Below are 19,395 nucleotides of genomic sequence, written 5' to 3'. Positions count from 1 at the left end.
AGTATTTGCAATTGATGCATGAAATGAACCCACTCGTGCGAGCTTCGAGCTCAGATACTTATTTTAAATTTTTACAACTTAATTTCGTTACCGCTATGGGAAATCAGATTCACGTAGTAAGAAACGGAAATGTCTGGAAGTTGAAGCAAGATGGCTGCACTCGCAGTTCAGGTGTCTTCGATCATCAGTACCAAGCTATTGAACGCGGAAGGCAGATTGCGATTAATCAAGGCAAGGAACTGACCATTCATGCAATGGACGGACATATCCGCGACAAAAGAAGTTATGGAAACGACCCTTATCCCCCCAAGGGCTAATGTGGTTGTTGCCAATATTTTTTTTGTTTTTAGTTATTAAGCTGCCACAGGGAGTGCTTCGCCACTCCCTATTTTATTTCTGTAGAATCATATCCACTGGTTTACATGCTTATTCTCTTCTGCTAATGCAAGGAGTCTAATAAAAAGCTCTACCCTCTCTGGTTTAAGTTCGCCCGCATTGAATTGCTTCTTAGTATGCTTTAGCCAGTTGCAATATTTATACCTCTCCTCGGGGTTATGACGCGATGGATTTCTATGATTGGTTTCGATAAATTCAACCACTTCATGATATTTTTCCAACCATCTTTCCTCCTGTGTCATAATCGTGAACCAAGAACCATAAACACTGAACCATCAGTTGACACGAACCTACCCTCCAACAATCCAGCGTGCACCATTTTTTAGGCTTTCCAAGCCGTTGTTTTTGCTCACGTTGTATGTACTGTCTCTGCAAGAGACCGAGATGTAAGGTGACTGTTTTTTCCTGGGTGCTTGCACACAAGGAAAAATAGGCGCCTCACATCTTGTCTGGACTGCAAGTCCAACACATACTGCGTGAGAGTTTTTCTTGTTTTTTTCTTTCAATAATTTGCTTGATTTTGATCAGATTTGTTGGATTTCTGCGCGTTAGCGCACTTCTCCATTTCTAGACCTTTAGGTCCCTACAATTTTCCAAATTAATTTTATAATAATTTTGAGCTCTGCGACCAGAGTACCCATCCGTCCAATCCGCACCATCCGTGTTCACACTTCAGCCTTCAGCCATCAGCCTTCACACTTCTTTCAGCAGTCCCACCGGCACATACGCTATCGCCACACTCGCGATCCCCTCAATCTCCACGCACACCCTCTTACATCGTTTTATCCGCCTAATCACGCCAGTCACGCCCTCAAACGCACCACCCATGATCTCCACGCGCTTACCCTCCTTTCCTACGATTGTCTCATCATCCAGCCACATCACGCTGTCATCCGTCTTCGAAGCCACCCGCATAAAGTTCTCCATCTGCCTGCCAGGCACCGTCATAATCGTGTGCGCCTCGCTAGCCGTATGGTCCATCATATACCTCAGCGGCTCCAGTATCTCGTTCTTCGCTTTCAGCTCACTTATCCTCTCCTGACAAGAGTGAATGAAAATCAGGTTATTGATAGCAGGCACCAACACCCTCCGTGATTCCACCTCTCCCTGTTTCCGTGATTCCACTATCCGGTACGTCATCGGCACGAAATTCTCTATCCCAAGCCTGTCCAGCTCCGCTTTCACCTTCATCTCACGAGCATACGTCACCCTCATTGGAAACCAAAGATTGGGGTCACCACACACTGTTGTGTCGCGCCCAATTCTCGCCTCAGCCCTCGGTTCTCCGCCCTCAGACCTCAGCCTTCTCCCGTCTTCCGTCTCCATCATACCACTCTGATTTTCAGTCGCTCTATGACTTTAACCACAGCCGCCATTCTTGCGCGGCTGCGTTCAACGCCACAAAAATACAAATTATTTCTGACATTGATACAAATCAACCACTTTTTTTACAAAAAAATGAGCCACAAGCAAACTGCTTGCAGCCCATTTCTCTCTTTTCTGCCATAATGTTTAGAATTTCACTAACTCTAGCCTTTCAACCAATCCGTTAAACTTCTCCTGAATCAAGTCCTTTTGTTTGGCACTCGCTTTTGCGAGCCCACTCTTGTACTTTCTCATGAGAGACGGATTAATACCCAGACTCTTTGCTAACTCTGAAGCATTGATAAATGGGAAACTCATAAAGAAGGCTGACATGTCATACCTATACTCCACTTCCTGGTTTTCTTCATACCAATCGGGATAGATACCTTTTTTCTCCTTGTAATAGTCGGCCTGTTCCTTAATTTGTTCCACAAAGTCCTTCTTTGCTTCTTCTTCTGTGAGTCCGTAACCTGTTACGGGAATCACATCTTCAAGTGCATAGATGCCGTAACCTCCGTCACCTGCCTTTTCTATAACACCGACTAACTTCCTTTTCATAATAGCGATTTTGTTGTTGAATTGTTGATTGAAACTTCTTTTCGCCACCCGTGTTCTTCGAGTAGCTTGTAGAATTCACTAAACTTCATAATCTATAATTATTAATTTGTGAAATATGGCGCAAAGGCAACATTTTCGTTCCAATCTCCCAAATATTTTTGGAACAAAATCGTTCCTCGTATACAAATTTAACATTTCAGTCTGAAAAAACAATCAGCCATTTCCGTAATTCCGTAAATCCCTGGATCCGTAATTCCAGCGAAGCTCAGATCCGTAATTCCACACGTAGTGCTTCCGTATTTCCGTAGATCCTTAATTCCGTAGATCCAGCGAAGCTATGTTCCGCATTTCCATAATTCCTGCGAAGCACGCCCTCAGCCATCAGCCATCCGACATCTTCCGTATTTCCGTGAATCCTTGGATTCCTGATTCCGTTGCTTCAGCACGCCTCCACCCTCTCAGGCCTCATCTTCCCCGCATTCATCGCCTTCCTGTTCGTCTTCACCCAGTTCAGCATGTCATGCTCCTCAATCCGATACTTCGACGGATTACGATGATTGGTTTGAATGAAATCAACCATCTCCTGATACCGAAAGTTCCAACGTTCTTCCTGCGTCATATCCGTTCTATCCGCACCATCAGCGTCGCTTTTGCTTAATTAATTACTTACTTATTTGCTTATTTATCCGCCCTTTTATCTGCCCTTTCACATACACTGATTTTCAGCAAGTTACAACCATTTCGCTTAATTAATTACTTACTTATTTGCTTATTTATCTGCCCTTTTATCTGCCCTTTCAAATCTTATATTTCTCCCTTATCTTAGAGAATGATTTGTTATGATTCTGCTCGATTTTGAATAGATTTTGCTCGATTTCTTCGACGAGCGAAGCGAGTAGAACTCGGTTACTCACCTTTAGGTGACTATCACCATTTCCGGACCTTTAGGTCCTTATAATTTTTTTAATTGATTTTCTTAGAATTTTGAGCCTTTAGGCGACCATATCTTACTCACGCTTTAGCGCGAGCCAATTAATGAGAAATTAATGTTCCAATTATATGGCAATTACATGTTCACGAAAAGAATATCATTGCTGTTATGGTCGAGATAAACATGATTTTTCAGGCTTTCCAAGCCGTTGTTTTTTCTTTTCGATGCTTGTAATAACGCAGTTATTGCGATAAGTGGCATGGAGTGGGCATAAGAGCTCGCTCTTAAAGCCAAGTCCATACCACTTATCACTAGAGCTCTACAGGAGCTACAAACATCGAAAAGGGTTATTTCTGTTTTTTTCTACTTTCCGTTCTCTCTATGTGAATTATTTCGTAACTTTGCGCGTCAAAAGAAAAAACTCATGCCCAGACAGCCACGTAAACCATCAAGCACCGGTATCTTCCATGTCATGATGCGAGGTATAAATCGTCAGGAGATCTTCTGTGATGCAGAGGACTATTACCAGTTCATCAACACCCTCGACCGCATGCGCATCCAATACGATGATGATGGCAATCCCTGTGGCACCAACTGCACCTATTATGCCTATTGCTTGATGTCAAACCACTTCCATCTGCTAATACGTGAACGAGAAGAACCCGTTGGAGACACCATCAAACGCATAGCCAGCTCTTACGTTTATTACTATAATCGGAAATACGGTCGCGATGGGCATCTGTTCAAGGAGCGCTTCAAGTCAGAACCTGTCAACGACATGGCTTACTTCACTACCCTACTGCGCTACATCCATCAGAACCCAGTCAAGGCAGGCATTGTTGAACATGTCAAAGACTATGAGTACAGTTCCTGGTCTGAATATGACGGAAGCATAGATTCAGTCTTTCAGATTTGCAATACGCAGACAGTGCTGAATCGTATTCCCTTTACCGAACTTGAAGCCTGGGTGAACGAGCCTCTACCCGAAGACGTCTATTGCCTGGATATTGAAGGCAGCTCTCGCCGCAGACCCTCAGACGATCAGATTTGGAAACTTATTAAAGAGAAAACTGGTGTTACTAATAACAGTGCCTTTCAACAGTTGGACAACAACACCAAGCAACAAGTCTTTCTCGAACTAAAAGATTGCGGCGCCTCCTTGCGACAACTGGAACGACTCACCGGCATAGGTAAGGGAGTCATCCACCGTATCTGGAACTCAGATAAACTCTGATGTAGATTTACGTCCTTCATTTTATCAAATCAAGCCACTTTAAGCAGTTCGACTTGCATCCTCATGCCACCGCGAGACGCTGACCTGTCCCCCCTGTCCTCCCACAACAGTATATAGCCGTCCGGAGAATTCAGATTCTCAAATTGCTTACAGATATATTGGTCACATGTTCTTCCAATATAGTCATCAAAGAATTTCCTCACTTCTTCTTTTTCCAGTCCAAGAGAGACCAGCTCATCACAGGCAGACTCATAATCTCCCGTCATCCTGGCCTTTCTGTCTATCTCCAGCACATAGTCCATCAGTGGCGTTTTCTTTAGGTATACTTTTGCGTGTATCTTATTGTCTATACTCTGCCGCACCTCCTTAAACCGCCACATCGGTATCTTTGAGTTAGAGTTAGGATTCCAGTCTTCTCGGGTGTTTATTGCCACATCAGCCTCTCCATATCCCATCTCAATCTCTATGATATTATATTGCCGCCTCTGTCCTGGACGCAGTACCTTCTCAAAACCGAATAGAGTTCCAGAGCTAATGAGCAAGAGCTTATTTTCTCTTCTGCTCTCCTCTGGCTCCTCCATATTGGCATATTCTTCAGCCACTTGTGCTATATGTTGGTGGCCAAACAGACCCATCCTTATTTTATAGGCTAACATCGGAGCAAATATGTTTTTGTCCATATAGTCCATTTGGCGCGGTTCCCCGTAATAGTTATGATGCCATACGCCCACCAACAGATACCCTTTTTCATAAAGTTCTTCCAGATTATCACTGATGTTTGTTATGGCATCCTCGTCTATGCTACCACTATGGTTCAGGTGGTCCAATTTATAATTACTGTTGAAACAGGCAAAAGCTATTTTCTCTTGCTCAAAGTAAATCAGGTTCGCCCCCTTTACAGCCTCTGCGGGGAAAGTGTAAATCCCTTGATAAAAGTTGTTATAGAAATTGGCAAACAGCTCAAACCTGGAGTTGTATATACTATAATCCTTTATTTTGAAGTATTTCCTCTCCTTCCAGCTCCATCTCACATCAGTCAGTATTGGTGCGAAGTATGTGTCATAATCCTTATCGGCATCCTTGTCATCCGACACTTCCATGCTCTCATTCGACCTAAACCAGTTCACATCGTGGTTTCCAGGCACCATAATAAGCCTCTCTTTGTGTCCGTCAAGGATAAGGTTGGTCAACTCTTCCAGTAACCAAGTCACTTCTTGGTACTGCTTTTCTATTTCCTCATCTGTCTTTGCGCCTTGAATAAGATCGCCGCTGATTACGATAAAGTGAGGTTTTTGTATGCCCTCATTATTCCAATTCGCCATATCCTTCTTTATCGAATTCAATAGCGACTGGTATGTCACATCTTCTATCTTGTGAATATCAGAAATATGAAGTATCGAAAATTTGTTCATGATTTCAGTACAATTATCCTTTTCTTTATAGACCATTCATGAAAGATTCCTGACCTCTTTCATAGCAACCTCTATCTCTTCCAATGGCACTTTCCCACCCCAGCATCTATATACATACTCCGCTGTAATGCAACCAAAATCCATAGAACATGAACGAGTCTCATTTTCAATGAATGACTTCAAACGCTCAACAACATCCATATTACCGTTCCTTCACGATTACCCAAAAGGTTTTAAAGATTAGCGTTATGTCATAGAAGAAGGAATGCTTCTCCACATACTCCAGATACAGCTTTATCTTCTCCTGCATGATGACCTCGATGTAATACTTCTCGGGATCCTCCGCCTGCTCCATCAGTTCATTCTCGTTGCGGAACTTGATGCTAGCGGGGTCCGTAATACCTGGGCGGACATCCAACACGTGCATTTGCTCGGGCGTCCAGTAGTCTACATAATGCCTTACCTCAGGTCTTGGACCAACCAACGACATATCCCCAAGGAACACATTAATCAGCTGAGGCAGTTCATCGAATTTAAACTTACGAATAAAATAGCCAGAGCGAGTTACACGAGGGTCGTGACCACCAATGGTTACAAGGCTTCCTTTATCAGCCCCAACTCTCATAGAGCGGAACTTAAAGATGCGGAAATCCTTGTTCTTAAAGCCCACGCGCACCTGACGATAAAACACAGGCCCCTTGCTATCCAGTTTAATCCAGATAGCTAAAACCAAAAAGAGCGGACTGAGTACTATCAGTCCCAATCCGCTCGCAATTATATCAAACGCTCTTTTCACGAATTCTTCAAAATATCTACGAAGTTAGTAATCACATACTCAACATCCTCATCTGTGAGTTTTGTATGTAATGGTAACGTGATTTCATTCTCAAACAGATGATATGCATTAGGATAATCCTTGATGTCAAATCCCAGTGCCTTATATGCTGTCATCATAGGCAGTGGCTTGTAGTGTACATTGCAGGCTATACCACGTTCTGCCATCTGCTCTATCACCTTGTTGGCATCCTCACGGGTCTTACCCAGCAAGCGCACCAGATACAGGTGATGAGAACTGCAGTGGTCAGCATCTTTATGATTCAGAACTGCCACGGGCAGATCCTTCAACGCCTCATTATACTTAGCCACAATCTCCTGACGACGTTTCAACAAGCCCTCATACCGCTCCATCTGCACCAAACCCATTGCAGCCATGATATCAGTCATATTGCACTTGTACCAAGGGCCAATGATGTCATACTCCCAGGCACCCAGTTTTGTCTTAGCCAAGGCATCCTTGTTCTGCCCATGAAGAGAGAATAGTTGGCTTAGACGGTAAAGCATTTCATTCCATGTCTCGCCCTCCTTTTTAGGCACTGTATGCATATAATCCGCATCCGCAGGAACCACCTCATTGCCAAATGGAAGATTCCAAGTGAGTGCACCGCCTTCAGCTGTTGTGAAGTTCTTCACCGCATGGAAGCTGAATGAAGAGAAGTCTGCAATCTCACCCGCCATCTTACCCTTACGGTTGGCGCCAAAGCTATGCGCACAGTCAGCAGACACCACAATCCTTCCAATCTTCGCTTGCAAAGCATTGTTAGGCTTAAACAAACCCTTCTTTGCCTCCACAATCTCAAACACGCGGTCATAGTCAGCCACGATACCGCCCAGGTCTACAGGTGCAATCACCTTAGTCTTCTCCGTGATAGCTGCAGCCAACTTGTCATAGTCCATCTCCACGCTGTCCTTTTGGCTATCCACCAGCACCAGCTTGCAGCCCACATGCTGAGTTACCGATGCCGTTGCCGTGTAGGTATATGCCGGCACTATCACCTCATCATCTGGCTGAATATCCAGCAGGTGCAGCACCATCTCCAGTGCTGCCGTTGCCGAGTTCAGACACACAGTCTTATCAGTATGCACAAACTCTGAGATCTGTGCCTCCAGTTTCTTCGTTCTTGGACCCGTAGTAATCCAACCCGAGAGAATAGCCTCTCTCACCTCTTTCACCTCTGCCTCCGTCATATCAGGCGGAGAGAAAGGAATATTTCTCAATTTCATGTTCATATCTTAGTTATTTGTTTTTCTTGTATTATGCGAATATGTTTGCAGATTCTAGAACTAAAAATCAAACAGCATCCTCGTCTGGATTGAAATTCTTAAAGAATGCGTCACGTTTCTCTTCAAGAGAACACGTTTCCTGATATAGGAATTTGCAGGTCAAATCATATACAGGTGTTGCCGCAGATCTCTCATTTGAGCTTTCAAACTTTAGCCATGACTTATAGTAGTTCACCAAGTTCTCATCTTCTGAGTCATCTGCAGCAAACAGGAAAAGATATTCACACCCTATCCATTCCTTTATCTTTATGATGATTGGTACAATAAACTGCCAAAAGACAACGACACCCAGTTTTTGATTTATACCGAAATTTTTCCAATAGTCCAAGCAGTCCTCGTTTGAACAGAATTGTACGATTTCTATTCCAGAGAAAGTTGCGCCTACCTTATCCGCATCATCTTTAAAGAGCTTTTCAAAGTCCTCTATAGATCGGTTCTTCTTTGTAATCTTCTTCAGGTCCTCTTTCAGAACACCTTTTCGCGAACGAATCTCCTCAAGTATCTTATCAATAGCTAATGAGTCCTCTGGAGTAATATCCGGCTCACTTTTCATCTTAAGAAGACCATCATACAACTCGCCCAACAACTTAAACAAGTCGAAGTCTAGATGCTTATCGTATAGTTGTCCGCATTTCAATGAGAAATAGAACAAGATATGCCCCTCTTTATCTTTCACCAGATAATAGGCTATCTTGTCACCCTCATCCTCAGAATAAGCCTCGTTTAGAAGTCTCTCTACCAATTTATCATTTTTCGAGTTAAAGAACTGATCTATCTCACGCATATTCGCCGGATTACGAGATAAACGTTCACAAACCAAAGAATCCAGTATTTCCTGTTGTTCCTTTGTAATTCTCATTTCGAAAAATCCTCTGACGTTTTTAGGGCAGACAATAGCAATCGACGCGTCTTAATCCTTTGCGCATCGATAGAGATATCCTCCACGGTCATTTTATTCGTACAGTTCACATCATCAGGAACGCCCTGTCTGGCATGCCTCCAAGAATACTCGCCATGCGTAAGTGAACTAAGACTCCAGGAGTCCTTCACCGCATATTGCGAGAACACCTTGTCAAATACAGCCGAATACTTTTCTATAGCTTCTGCCGACAATGGAGTATCAAGCATACCGTCTCTGTACAGTTGACGCACAGGAACAAGCACAGGACCATACCTCCATGCCTCGAATTCCTCTTTAAATATTGGAGCACCCAACTGCACAATAGATTCCCGCTGCACAAAATACAATAATTTATGCAGTTTCATCTCATCTATGCATCTACCAAATTCCTTTTGATAGCGCATACAAATATAAGATGCTATTTGCCTAAGTTCTTCCATATACACCAACTTTACACCTGCAAAAATACAACTTTTCTTTGAATCTCCCGCAATTTATCTCAAAAAAACGCATTTTCATACCTATTATTTATCCTATTATCCTTTGCCCACACTTCCACCTGTCATCTCGAGCCCATCCTCTTGTCATGACGAGTTTTTCGAGACATCTGTTCCCTCCATATCATTTCTATTTTGATAACATTTGGCCGATTATTGATATGGCTCTCAGCAAGAAAGGCCTCATAACACACTGACTCCTATTAACAACAACCTCATCACCAAACAACTTATGCGCCCTTTGGGTCAGTAGCGGAAAGTTGCTTGCCCCTTTGGGCTGGTTTGGTCCTATCACTATAGATTCTAGCTGCAAGCCAATCTCAGGCAAATCACGCCCCTTAAACTTAAAGTCCTTGTACGATACGCATCTGTTGCCATATAAATCATATTTTATATCACCCTTATAATCGATCAGCAACCGCCATTCTTTCTCATCGTCGTACTTGTCGTTCTTCACAAACCTATGCCAATCATCTATTGCTGAGAAATGCACATGCACTCCCTCTTTCTTCAACTGGTCAACCACCTTCTTATATTTCCACAGGGTTGTTGTCTCCTCATTAATGTACTGCATCTGTTTTAGCGTCTGTCCTCCTATCAAATTGAAACACAGACAAACGCCCTGCCCATTATCGCCATACTCTCTCCACATATACTCACTGTCATATTCAGTGGTAAAAGAGGATATCAGTGTGTTCTGTTCTGAGATTACCCCTGCAAACCGTTTGAATTCATCCTCATAGTCACTACACACAAAGTCACCAATATAGAAAGACTCTTGTGTATCACTCTGAGATATGATAGAATTCATTCTGAACGTGCCGTTCAGCAACATCAGGTGGAATACATTCAGTGGAACATACTTATAGAAAGAACTAGGCATAGGATCCGCCTTCCAGTCCAATTCAGGAATAGGCGTATCTATTACATACCTCTTCTGATAAGTATCCATCTTAATATGCTCAGGAGCAACACCCAGTGCATTTGCTATTTTCTTCACAACCTTCTCGTCTCGCAATGGTAACACATCCATCAGCGCCTCAACAATATGCGTTTGTTTACCCATATAATTCACTCTCCCTTTATCATCAATGTTCAGTTGCAGTTTTTCTCCTGGCTTCATCAGCATCTTTCCCTCGTCTTGTATGCTGACAGTAAACATACCGCATATTGTTCTGTGACCGTTTTCACTCCGCCCATATTTCCGGTATAGATGAATGTCAAACAATAGTTTCCCATCATACGTAGCCACCATCTTCCCCAGATTAGGAAGACGATCAAAGCCCGATACAATCTTAACTTTGAACTTCTCCCTATCTATCTCTATGGCCGACAGCCACTTCTTGAAGCCCTCTTCCCAGACTTCTATATCCGGTTTCCCGTCGTATTTCAATTCAAACGATAGCATCTGCAGCAAATATTTTAGAATTCTGATTATACTCTAGTCCCATAATAAAGTCCAGGATGATCTCTTTAAAGCACAAATGGCTCATCCTTTCCACACAAGAAAAGACAAGCCATATTTCTAGACTCAGCAAGAAGAATGATTGTGTTCGTTTCATAAGAATCACTCATATTGACTCTTCCTCTTATACAGTTCGTACAGCCTCATCAACCTCCCGAAAGCCTCACCTTTTCTGGCCTCATCTTTTCAGCATTAAGGGCTTTCCTATTCGCCTTCACCAAGTTCAGCATATCATGTTCCTCTATTCGATGACGCGATGGATTGCGCTTATTGACATAAATAACACGACTACCTCTTGGTACCGTTTCTGCCACCTCTCGTCTTGGGTCATAATACCGCTACTTTTCAAGCAAATATAGACAAATATTCTTCATCTACACCAGTCTTATGCTTCACAATTCCGAAGAATGTTTTTTCCTCTTGATTCTTTTTCTTGCCTCCTACCATGTAGCCGGCCTTCGAATCATATTTACCCACAAAATCATGGCTTGCTTGCATTACAACACCACCGTCTTCCTCTTCAAATGGTATATAATATAATCTCTTGGCAACAGGAATTGTTATCTGCGAACCATCCTTCAAAACAGCATGATAATTCGTTTGTTTATAGAAGTCTCTTAATTCCAACCTGTCAAACAGCAGCATAGCGATGTCGCTATCTGCGTCCACCTCAAGGCAGTTTGCCAGTGTTTGTATGAAAGTACTCTTGATGCTTTCTTTTAGTGCTTTTGCATCACCGCCTACAACCTTCGACTTCGGTGCAAAAAGAGGATTTGGATACAATGCCATCCTTAATGCAGAAGGGGAATGTTTCATTAAGAATAAGACCGTCTTTCGTTCTTCTGTGTTAAGCTCAATATTGTCATGCAACAGCATAATTTCTTCCAATAGAGCTTCATCAATATGATCAATATAGTATTTGTTGTATAGTTTAGTCGGGATACCAAGCCCTAAAACGGTCTTATAAAACTCAATCATATTAATCTCTGATATAGGCTTTAAACATGCTTCATTACCTTCTGCTTTAACAAAATCCAATTCTTTCAGGCACATGTCAACCTCATATTCTTCAACGTGCAACTCACTACCAGTATTTCGTTTTATCTCTTCAAGAATCTGATTATAAGTTAAAGGTCCACTCATTAATGCCCAAATAGAAATATCCTTAATTGCTTTCTTTTTATAATACACGGATCTGTCTTTTCTTATATCAATGTATTTATCAAAAGAATATGTGGATACTGCCGTAAATTCTGTTACAATCGAATTTAGGATATCTACTTTTAAGAAGTCCCCATTTTTATCAAGAACAGAGAAGCTTCCATTTGAAAAATAAACGATCCAGTATGGCGTATTCTCGTAAAAGGCAATATCACAATCCGTCTGTGTCAAACTTGTCCAATATTTAACTATTTCTGCCACATGCGAATAAGAACAAAGTCTATAATAAGATTTTATCGGCTCTATAAGATCACCGCCAGTTAACAAACGAGCATCGTCCTGATAGTTCGTATTTCTGATATCACCCTTCACATTACCATTTGCATCAGAAAGAGCAATCATTAGTCCGGATGAAAGTGAATTATTACGCTTCTCCTTGTACACTTTGCCCAAGAACTTCAGCCAATCATTCATGCCAATCGGGTTCTCATGAGCCTTACATTCACAAATCAAAGGATAGGTCGTAGAGCCACCAAAATTGTTTTGACGTCTCTCAGCAAGTACATCTATTTCATTACCTCCATTACCGATTTCGTTCGTGGTAACATATTTATACCCCAAATACTCCAAAAGGACTTTTACTATGGTTTCAAGTAGTGTTCCTTTTTTATCTTTATTCTGCTCTAGCAATAATAGTTTCATATTATTACAACCTTACATAAAACCACTATTTCTCATCTTGCGTCGTAAACGATATCCCTCTTGCTTCTCCCCGATAGAGAACCGCCGGGACGGGTCCCTGTTTCATCACATGCGATATATCATTCATGCTCTTTCCGATTCCAGTCAATCTCTCCAACTGACGCAATGATGCTCTTTTACCCTTCAATTCTATTAACAGAGACTTCTTTATATCTGCAGGCAATTGTTGAAAAGCGCTGCTATTCGTTGCGCCAGTCTTTTCCTTGATCAGCATCATAACCTGATCATCCGAAGGTCGTCCTTTCGAAGCATCCTCTATATCAAGGCAGACAATATCAGCAGACAAAGGCTCATTAACAAGTTCATTCAACTCACTAAAGGGTATTCGGTTCAAAACAGTGCGAGTATCACATAAAGGGAACAACGTACTATTCTTATCAATGTACTCATCCCAACTACTGAACTCATAATCCTTCACCTCTGCCACCATACCTGCCTTCACAGGGTTTTGGTGTATATACCTGAGAAGCGTTACAAAATAAGCCATATCGTTCACAGGCTCACTCTTAAACCGCTCGCGAAAAAGATGACCATCTCTAGAATACTTGTGATTATAATAGTACACATAAGATGAAGCAATCCTTTTTATAGCCATTCCAATTGTGTCCTCTCGTTCACGGATGAGCAGGTGGATATGGTTCGACATCAGACAGTAAGCATAAAGGATATAGTTTCTTCCAGAGGGGGTACCATCAGGCTCATACGACAGAGCCATCATGTCCAATGTCTTGAGAAACTGGTAATAGTCCTCTTGCTCTTCAAAAATATTGACTTCGTCTTCCTCCTTCTTGCAAGGCATAGCTCAAACACGTTTGGCTCTGCGCCTGCTGCGTGCGTCGGTTCTAGTGATTTATACCACGCATCATCACGTGATAAATCCCCGTTCCTGATGTTTGTCTCGCTCACCTTGGCATTCTCAACTATTGATTATTGCTGACTCCTATTATTCGTGAAACAGGTACCCATCCCCCCGGTCCTTGCAATTATTAAAACAATGTGAGTAATGATTTTTTATGCCGCAAATCAGCCTCTGCCATCCGAAATCGTCCCCTAATACATCATATAAGGTCTGACCCTCTTTTCTATCTCATTAACTTCAGCATATGCCTCGTTAAATAATTCATATTTACCCTCAAACAACCCTCCTCTAAGTTGAGACGACTGCTCTTTTAGATCTACTATTTCATTAAAGAACGCTTCATACTTATTGTCATTCTTTCGAGTAAAATAGAACGACTGCCATGCAAACTGTCCTATCGGAGCATTATGACGAAATTCCTCTATCTGCATGGTTGAAGATATCAGCATATAGTAATACATAGCCAGCAATTTCTCAAAGACACAGAAATAGGTATCGAATTCCTCTTTGTCCTTAATAACTGCAAACATGGGCCTCAACAAATCTGAAACCAACCAACTGAACGGTGTCTTCAATCTGTTTTGTGATGTAGCGTTCCACCTATCCCTATCAATTAGCCAACAGTTTGCAATATCTATCAGATAAGAAGATGATAATCTATCAGCGTCATCAAGTTTCACTCTAAATAGCCTGTCAAGCAGTTCGTACTTCCGATAATAGAGACATGCGATTCCCGTCCCATATAGGTACAATGTATCAACAACATGGTTCTGTAGCTTTCCTTCGTCAGTAAACACGCCACTAATAATTATCGGTCGATTTGCCAAGGCCGATAAAGCATTAACAATTGCTTCTGCATGATTGCTATCGGTCCATCTCACAGCAACAACACTCATAGGCAAGAGAACTGACAAATAACTTATTGCCGTTGAATAAATCTGACTATACAGCGTGGCATTCATGTATTCATTGGTATACGTAAACTCGCCAACTTTTTGAATAACTCGCGCAGTTTCATTTTCAAAGAGGTCTGTATAGCGTATTATATCTTCATCACGCATAATACAGTCCTTTACCCGGGCAATAGCAATTTCTTTATCTATCTCCATATCCTTGTCATGTATCAATTCTAAAGCCTTAATTCTCTCTGCCAGTTCTGTAAAGAAATCATCTGCCCCGTCTATACCAAAAGTAGAACCATTGCAATCATCACTAAGAGAAATAATCTCCTTTGATTTATCCTTGTCAACGTAAGTAAAGTTATAGCTATACTGGTGATGTTTATTATTCAGGATATCATTTATCACAGCCTTATCCCAAGTTGCAGACCAACCACATGTAACGAGTCCGAAGTCTTTAAGTATTGCGAGCAGATAATTATTCCATACCGGAGGATAATTAGTTAGCTCTTCTTCCGTATTCCTAACACGGGTATCTTTATAATCACCATTAACCTTAAATAATGTCACGGGGAAATGAACAATGGGAACGGCCCCTTCTAAGTTTGTTTCATTTGAAACCACCTGAAACTTCACTCCTTTTTGGTCTAGGGCGTTTTCCAACAATCTGTCAAAATTAGTAGTGATTATGACTTTGAAATAGCCTTTCGAAGCCAATTCAGCTATAGCCACGTGAGCCTTAGTAGGCTCTTTCCGTTTATTCTTCCTGTCCTCTTCTGATTGTTCAAAATAAGACCATAGTAAATTGCCTATCTCTGCTGGATGATGCCCCAGTTGACCCAACAAATCCGAGTATTCTGCTTCTTTGTGGTATTTATTTTTGTACCACAGGAACACATCATCAGGATTATGTCCTTCCTGCATAAAGGCCAACTTCCTCAGCAAGTCCTCAGTAACTCTCCAGCCAGAAAGAATTCCTGCAGAAAGTGAAATGCCAGAACCAAGCAATAAAGCATACACACCTTTATTGGAATATATGTTCATCGCCAATCTGGTTATCTCATCAACTTTTTTTTCATCCATTTTAAAAAACTTGCTAGTTACTATCGGTTAACGATTAATGAGTCACGGTTATCTTCAAGAACCATGAATCATTCACCATGAACCGTTAGTGCCCTGAATCACAATTGACCATGAACCATTAATCATGAACCATGAACCCAAAAACTTGTGACTGATGATTTCTCATGTCAGAACTATCCCCCTGCCATCTTCTCTTGGCATGCCTCCCAGCCATCCTACTCTTTCGACTCCTTCACTGCATTGGTAATGCCAATCCTTATGATAAAGTTCACGTCATCTGAGAGATTAACGAGGTGAATCCGACGCAGATACTCATCTCGTCCCAATTCTACATATAGTTTGCCAAAAATTTGTTTGGCGCAAAATGTTGTCATAGAAACAATATTAGTCATCGACACTTCAATTTCATCATTCCTATCAAGACCACGCCTAATAAGAGAATAAATCTCCCCACCAAGTTCTCTGCGTGTTATTAATGGAGCGTATTTATTCAAATTAATTTTTTCCATATTTTAATCTTTTTATATTTCAACCAGTCCATCTTCCATGAGTTTCCTCATTTCTATCAAAGCATTCTTATTACTAAACGGGAGGTTCACATAAATTATTGTACCCTTCCAATAAGAACACTCACCCCGTTTAATCTTTCCTTGGCGATTAATATAGTATGCACCTTCAGAGTAAATATGCAGTTCTCCTTTCAAACCCGTAACAAACGAGTCTATAAGCCATAATCCACATCCCGTATGGTCGGTATTACGTTTGGAGGTCACTTCTTTTCCTACAGATTTATGGAGCACCTCAAATTTATTCTTGCGCTGGTATTCGATACCTAAGGCTGGTCTAAGTGACGTGACTATTCCAACGCCAGTGTCCGCACATGCTATTCTAAAGCAACTATTATCGCCGGATGCCACTAATATGGCATTCGTATTATCATTAGAATGTTCGTGGAAATTTGAGGCTACCTCTCCCATACACGACAATACTACAAATTGCACCTTTCTGTCCTGGTAGTATTGCGTGATACGAGGTGCATAGAGAGCCTCTGCCTCATCTTTCGTTTTGGTTGTCAAGTTGATTGGTACGATAAATATTCCCTTAAACTCGCGGAACTTCAATTCTCTATAGTTCACATCTTGATTCCGTATAAAGTCATTTATCAAACTCCAGAATGTCGATTTTCTAAGTTCTTCAGTAACAACTCTGTTCACATTAATATTAGGCATATAGAAACAGCGATGCTTAACACTATACTCTAAGAATTTATACAGCAATAACTGGCCAAAAATGTCTATTTTCTCTGTCAAGCCAACTTCAAGTTTAAAATTCCGTTTCTCTTGGTCATTCCACTTGAAAACGCTTTCCACCTCCTTTAAGAAGTATCTCGCCGTTGTGATTGTAAACTCGACAGGTATTGTAAAAACAATATCACTCATAGTATAAGTTCTTTAGCCTAAGGATAACCTCTTCCTCCCTTTCTGGGTTTTCCTTTTTCGTTCCATCTCTAACTTGTAGAAAGTAGTCCGAAAGTCTCATCAAGGTCCGATATAAATCCTCAGAAAGATATAGTCTATGTTTTTCCGCATCTCGACGCAACTTGTTAACATGCCTTGCATCATAATCGTTGCTTATAATCTTCTGTATCTGATTATATAATTCTTCTGCAGCTTCTTCTCTTTTCTTATCTCTTCGCTCCTTTCTATCCATTTTTCTGGTAATAACAAGAGCTATTAATGCGAGAATTAACGAACAACATCCACCTATATAGTCACCAAAAGTTCCCCAATTATCAGTTGAGTCGCTAAGGCCATTTGCACCAAAGTGTCGCCAGTAGATGATTATAGGTATAGCAATACATACCAGTGTAAAGTATATATAGCGGTTATTGGATAGATGTCTCACTATCCTTGTTCCGAGAATCATATACTTCAACATTTTTAGTGATGCTATCACCTTTTCTTTTGTAATCATCATGTTTCTCTTCTTGTCCTTGAATATTGCGGTATTGCCGAACTTTACCACCATTTCCAGAGCATCTCGACAAGACCTTACTTTCCCTTCTCCTCACCGGTTCCACTGCTGAGAATAAATTCTTGCTTTCCTCTTCACCATATTCAACAGCTACACCAGTTTCCCTTCCGCTCTCAGCTCATCCTTTATCCCATGGGCAGTGGCATCAAGCCATTGTTTCCATTGGTGCTTCAGATTCTCCTTATCAGCATCAGGAAGGGATGAGTTATCAATCTCCACCTCTCTGAATTTTGAAATAACCTCTTTCACAAAGTCAATCTGCTGCTCAGAAATTCTTCCGTTAATGAGGCATGAAGTAATAGCCGTCCTTAAAGCGCCATCGCAATAGGCATTAAATGGGTTTATATTCATTCTAAATAGTTTAATTCATAGATCCAAGACTCGCTTTAGTCATATTCGTGATATTCGAGTGATTCGTGTTCAAAAATCCCCGTTTTCCGTTCTCTCTATATAAATTATTTCGTACCTTTGCGCGTCAAAAGAAAAAACTCATGCCCAGACAGCCACGTAAACCATCAAGCACCGGTATCTTTCATGTCATGATGCGAGGTATTAACCATCAGGAGATCTTCTGCGATGCAGAGGACTATTACCAGTTCATCAACACCCTCGACCGTATGCGCGTCCAATACGATGATGATGGCAATCCCTGTGGCACCAACTGCACCTATTATGCCTATTGCTTGATGTCAAACCACTTCCATCTGCTAATACGTGAACGAGAAGAACCCGTTGGAGACACCATCAAGCGTATTGCCAGTTCTTACGTTTATTACTATAATCGGAAATACGGCCGTGATGGGCATCTCTTCAAAGAGCGATTCAAATCAGAGCCAGTAAACGACATGGCCTACTTCACCACCCTACTGCGCTACATCCATCAGAACCCAGTCAAGGCAGGCATTGTTGAACATGTCAAAGACTATGAGTATAGTTCCTGGTCTGAATATGACGGAAGCGTAGATTCAGTCTTTCAGATTTGCAATACGAAGACAGTGCTGAATCGTATTCCCTTTACCGAACTTGAAGCCTGGGTAAACGAGCCTCTACCCGAAGACGTCTATTGCCTGGATATTGAAGGCAGCTCTCGCCGCAGGCCCTCAGACGATCAGATTTGGAAACTTATTATAGAGAAAACTGGTGTTACTAATAACAATGCCTTTCAACAGTTGGACAACAACACCAAGCAACAAGTCTTTCTCGAACTAAAAGATTGCGGCGCCTCCTTGCGACAACTGGAGCGACTCACTGGCATAGGCAAAGGAGTCATCCACCGTATCTGGAATTCAGGGAAACTCTAATACCGTTTTATTCTTCACTCTATTATCAAAGTCAAGCCGAACTAAGCAGCTCGACTTGTACCCTCACGCCGCCGCGAGACGCTGACCTGTCCCCCCTGTCCTCTCAGGATGCATTCCATACAAGCCGTAGCACTATTCAGACAGACCGCCTTCTCTGTGCCGCAGCACATAGCAATCAGTCGTTCAAACTCTTTTGTCTTCGGACCCGTTGTGATCCAGCCCGACATAATCGCCTCACGTACGAGGTCAGCCTCCTGCTCAGTCATGTCAGGAGGCGAAAAAGGAATATTTCTAAGTTTCATGTTCATAATTCTACAACTCTATGATTTTTATTATTCAAATTCAATAATATAGGTTTCTTCATATTCCCAATTCTGGGACTCCTTGTTTCCGCAGTTCAGTAAGTCCCGTTGCTA

At 41.7% G+C, this 19,395-nt stretch carries 20 protein-coding genes and 1 pseudogene; 3 read left to right on the top strand and 18 right to left on the bottom strand.

The window, feature by feature from the left end; translation table 11 throughout:
* Window positions 1-95 precede the first annotated feature (95 nt).
* Window positions 96-317, top strand: coding sequence for a DUF2188 domain-containing protein (locus L6468_RS00980; protein WP_237794380.1), 222 nt, complete (start codon window positions 96-98; stop codon window positions 315-317).
* A gap of 87 nt (window positions 318-404) precedes the next feature.
* Here the strand turns inward: L6468_RS00980 and L6468_RS00975 are convergent, their stop codons facing one another.
* The 4 genes from L6468_RS00975 to L6468_RS14785 all read right to left on the bottom strand — a co-directional run bounded on the left by L6468_RS00975 (window position 405) and on the right by L6468_RS14785 (window position 2,899).
* On the bottom strand, window positions 405-638 hold the full coding sequence (locus L6468_RS00975) for a helicase associated domain-containing protein (protein WP_237794378.1): 234 nt from the start codon (window positions 636-638) through the stop codon (window positions 405-407).
* A gap of 451 nt (window positions 639-1,089) precedes the next feature.
* Window positions 1,090-1,611 (bottom strand): UpxY family transcription antiterminator, encoded by a 522-nt coding sequence (locus tag L6468_RS00970; RefSeq protein WP_255779483.1) that lies wholly within the window; start codon window positions 1,609-1,611, stop codon window positions 1,090-1,092.
* A 297-nt stretch (window positions 1,612-1,908) separates the two neighbouring features.
* Window positions 1,909-2,319, bottom strand: coding sequence for a type II toxin-antitoxin system HicB family antitoxin (locus L6468_RS00965; protein WP_237794376.1), 411 nt, complete (start codon window positions 2,317-2,319; stop codon window positions 1,909-1,911).
* A 439-nt stretch (window positions 2,320-2,758) separates the two neighbouring features.
* The gene (locus L6468_RS14785) at window positions 2,759-2,899 is read right to left on the bottom strand and encodes a hypothetical protein (protein ID WP_431356646.1); all 141 of its coding nucleotides are present in this window, start codon (window positions 2,897-2,899) and stop codon (window positions 2,759-2,761) included.
* 775 nt (window positions 2,900-3,674) lie between these two features.
* Here L6468_RS14785 and L6468_RS00960 point away from each other — a divergent pair.
* Complete coding sequence (locus tag L6468_RS00960; RefSeq protein ID WP_237794374.1) at window positions 3,675-4,484, top strand: transposase; 810 nt, start codon at window positions 3,675-3,677, stop codon at window positions 4,482-4,484.
* A gap of 29 nt (window positions 4,485-4,513) precedes the next feature.
* Here the strand turns inward: L6468_RS00960 and L6468_RS00955 are convergent, their stop codons facing one another.
* The 13 genes from L6468_RS00955 to L6468_RS00895 all read right to left on the bottom strand — a co-directional run bounded on the left by L6468_RS00955 (window position 4,514) and on the right by L6468_RS00895 (window position 18,029).
* Window positions 4,514-5,932, bottom strand: a complete 1,419-nt coding sequence (locus L6468_RS00955; RefSeq protein ID WP_237794366.1) for a metallophosphoesterase family protein — start codon at window positions 5,930-5,932, stop codon at window positions 4,514-4,516.
* 166 nt (window positions 5,933-6,098) lie between these two features.
* On the bottom strand, window positions 6,099-6,692 hold the full coding sequence (locus L6468_RS00950) for a sugar transferase (protein WP_237794364.1): 594 nt from the start codon (window positions 6,690-6,692) through the stop codon (window positions 6,099-6,101).
* Window positions 6,689-7,963, bottom strand: a complete 1,275-nt coding sequence (locus L6468_RS00945) for a DegT/DnrJ/EryC1/StrS family aminotransferase (protein WP_237794362.1) — start codon at window positions 7,961-7,963, stop codon at window positions 6,689-6,691. Before L6468_RS00945 ends, L6468_RS00950 begins: the two co-directional genes overlap by 4 nt.
* A 61-nt stretch (window positions 7,964-8,024) precedes the next feature.
* The gene (locus L6468_RS00940; protein WP_237794360.1) at window positions 8,025-8,876 is read right to left on the bottom strand and encodes a hypothetical protein; all 852 of its coding nucleotides are present in this window, start codon (window positions 8,874-8,876) and stop codon (window positions 8,025-8,027) included.
* Complete coding sequence (locus tag L6468_RS00935) at window positions 8,873-9,358, bottom strand: Panacea domain-containing protein (RefSeq protein ID WP_237794358.1); 486 nt, start codon at window positions 9,356-9,358, stop codon at window positions 8,873-8,875. Before L6468_RS00935 ends, L6468_RS00940 begins: the two co-directional genes overlap by 4 nt.
* Before the next feature lie 187 nt (window positions 9,359-9,545).
* The gene (locus tag L6468_RS00930) at window positions 9,546-10,823 is read right to left on the bottom strand and encodes a DUF2971 domain-containing protein (protein ID WP_237794356.1); all 1,278 of its coding nucleotides are present in this window, start codon (window positions 10,821-10,823) and stop codon (window positions 9,546-9,548) included.
* A 402-nt stretch (window positions 10,824-11,225) separates the two neighbouring features.
* A complete protein-coding gene (locus L6468_RS00925) occupies window positions 11,226-12,743 on the bottom strand; it encodes a PDDEXK family nuclease (RefSeq protein WP_237794354.1) in 1,518 nt (505 codons plus the stop codon).
* A 25-nt stretch (window positions 12,744-12,768) separates the two neighbouring features.
* Window positions 12,769-13,602: a transposase gene (locus L6468_RS00920; protein WP_237794353.1), complete on the bottom strand. Its 834-nt coding sequence runs from the start codon at window positions 13,600-13,602 to the stop codon at window positions 12,769-12,771.
* A gap of 251 nt (window positions 13,603-13,853) precedes the next feature.
* A complete protein-coding gene (locus L6468_RS00915; protein WP_237794346.1) occupies window positions 13,854-15,644 on the bottom strand; it encodes an SIR2 family protein in 1,791 nt (596 codons plus the stop codon).
* Between the two features lie 215 nt (window positions 15,645-15,859).
* Entirely contained in the window at window positions 15,860-16,153 is a 294-nt protein-coding gene (locus L6468_RS00910) for an STAS-like domain-containing protein (RefSeq protein ID WP_237794344.1), read from the bottom strand.
* Between the two features lie 12 nt (window positions 16,154-16,165).
* Window positions 16,166-17,083 carry a histidine kinase gene (locus L6468_RS00905; RefSeq protein WP_237794342.1) on the bottom strand — a complete coding sequence of 306 codons (918 nt, stop codon included), beginning with the start codon at window positions 17,081-17,083 and terminating at the stop codon, window positions 16,166-16,168.
* Window positions 17,076-17,621, bottom strand: coding sequence for a hypothetical protein (locus L6468_RS00900; RefSeq protein WP_237794339.1), 546 nt, complete (start codon window positions 17,619-17,621; stop codon window positions 17,076-17,078). Before L6468_RS00900 ends, L6468_RS00905 begins: the two co-directional genes overlap by 8 nt.
* A 147-nt stretch (window positions 17,622-17,768) precedes the next feature.
* The gene (locus tag L6468_RS00895) at window positions 17,769-18,029 is read right to left on the bottom strand and encodes a hypothetical protein (RefSeq protein WP_237794337.1); all 261 of its coding nucleotides are present in this window, start codon (window positions 18,027-18,029) and stop codon (window positions 17,769-17,771) included.
* 140 nt (window positions 18,030-18,169) lie between these two features.
* On the opposite strand from L6468_RS00895, the gene L6468_RS00890 reads away from it, so the two are divergent.
* Window positions 18,170-18,979 (top strand): transposase, encoded by an 810-nt coding sequence (locus L6468_RS00890; protein WP_237794335.1) that lies wholly within the window; start codon window positions 18,170-18,172, stop codon window positions 18,977-18,979.
* A 74-nt stretch (window positions 18,980-19,053) separates the two neighbouring features.
* Here L6468_RS00890 and L6468_RS00885 read toward each other — a convergent pair.
* Window positions 19,054-19,281: pseudogene (locus L6468_RS00885) on the bottom strand (DegT/DnrJ/EryC1/StrS family aminotransferase); the annotation flags it as partial.
* Window positions 19,282-19,395 lie beyond the last annotated feature (114 nt).

This window comes from Prevotella communis (genome assembly GCF_022024115.1).
Classification (GTDB): Bacteria; Bacteroidota; Bacteroidia; order Bacteroidales; family Bacteroidaceae; genus Prevotella; species Prevotella communis.
Note: the sequence above shows the minus strand (reverse complement) of the source record. Positions and strands in the feature narration are given on the sequence as shown.

What these genes read in the sequence shown, in the direction of transcription:
- L6468_RS00980 (WP_237794380.1), top strand. Translation starts at nt 96, where the DNA reads ATGGGAAATCAGATTCACGTAGTAAGAAACGGAAATGTCTGGAAGTTG.
- L6468_RS00975 (WP_237794378.1), bottom strand. Translation starts at nt 638, where the DNA reads ATGACACAGGAGGAAAGATGGTTGGAAAAATATCATGAAGTGGTTGAA.
- L6468_RS00970 (WP_255779483.1), bottom strand. Translation starts at nt 1,611, where the DNA reads ATGAGGGTGACGTATGCTCGTGAGATGAAGGTGAAAGCGGAGCTGGAC.
- L6468_RS00965 (WP_237794376.1), bottom strand. Translation starts at nt 2,319, where the DNA reads ATGAAAAGGAAGTTAGTCGGTGTTATAGAAAAGGCAGGTGACGGAGGT.
- L6468_RS14785 (WP_431356646.1), bottom strand. Translation starts at nt 2,899, where the DNA reads ATGGTTGATTTCATTCAAACCAATCATCGTAATCCGTCGAAGTATCGG.
- L6468_RS00960 (WP_237794374.1), top strand. Translation starts at nt 3,675, where the DNA reads ATGCCCAGACAGCCACGTAAACCATCAAGCACCGGTATCTTCCATGTC.
- L6468_RS00955 (WP_237794366.1), bottom strand. Translation starts at nt 5,932, where the DNA reads ATGGTCTATAAAGAAAAGGATAATTGTACTGAAATCATGAACAAATTT.
- L6468_RS00945 (WP_237794362.1), bottom strand. Translation starts at nt 7,963, where the DNA reads ATGAACATGAAATTGAGAAATATTCCTTTCTCTCCGCCTGATATGACG.
- L6468_RS00940 (WP_237794360.1), bottom strand. Translation starts at nt 8,876, where the DNA reads ATGAGAATTACAAAGGAACAACAGGAAATACTGGATTCTTTGGTTTGT.
- L6468_RS00935 (WP_237794358.1), bottom strand. Translation starts at nt 9,358, where the DNA reads ATGGAAGAACTTAGGCAAATAGCATCTTATATTTGTATGCGCTATCAA.
- L6468_RS00930 (WP_237794356.1), bottom strand. Translation starts at nt 10,823, where the DNA reads ATGCTATCGTTTGAATTGAAATACGACGGGAAACCGGATATAGAAGTC.
- L6468_RS00925 (WP_237794354.1), bottom strand. Translation starts at nt 12,743, where the DNA reads ATGAAACTATTATTGCTAGAGCAGAATAAAGATAAAAAAGGAACACTA.
- L6468_RS00920 (WP_237794353.1), bottom strand. Translation starts at nt 13,602, where the DNA reads ATGCCTTGCAAGAAGGAGGAAGACGAAGTCAATATTTTTGAAGAGCAA.
- L6468_RS00915 (WP_237794346.1), bottom strand. Translation starts at nt 15,644, where the DNA reads ATGGATGAAAAAAAAGTTGATGAGATAACCAGATTGGCGATGAACATA.
- L6468_RS00910 (WP_237794344.1), bottom strand. Translation starts at nt 16,153, where the DNA reads ATGGAAAAAATTAATTTGAATAAATACGCTCCATTAATAACACGCAGA.
- L6468_RS00905 (WP_237794342.1), bottom strand. Translation starts at nt 17,083, where the DNA reads ATGAGTGATATTGTTTTTACAATACCTGTCGAGTTTACAATCACAACG.
- L6468_RS00900 (WP_237794339.1), bottom strand. Translation starts at nt 17,621, where the DNA reads ATGATGATTACAAAAGAAAAGGTGATAGCATCACTAAAAATGTTGAAG.
- L6468_RS00895 (WP_237794337.1), bottom strand. Translation starts at nt 18,029, where the DNA reads ATGAATATAAACCCATTTAATGCCTATTGCGATGGCGCTTTAAGGACG.
- L6468_RS00890 (WP_237794335.1), top strand. Translation starts at nt 18,170, where the DNA reads ATGCCCAGACAGCCACGTAAACCATCAAGCACCGGTATCTTTCATGTC.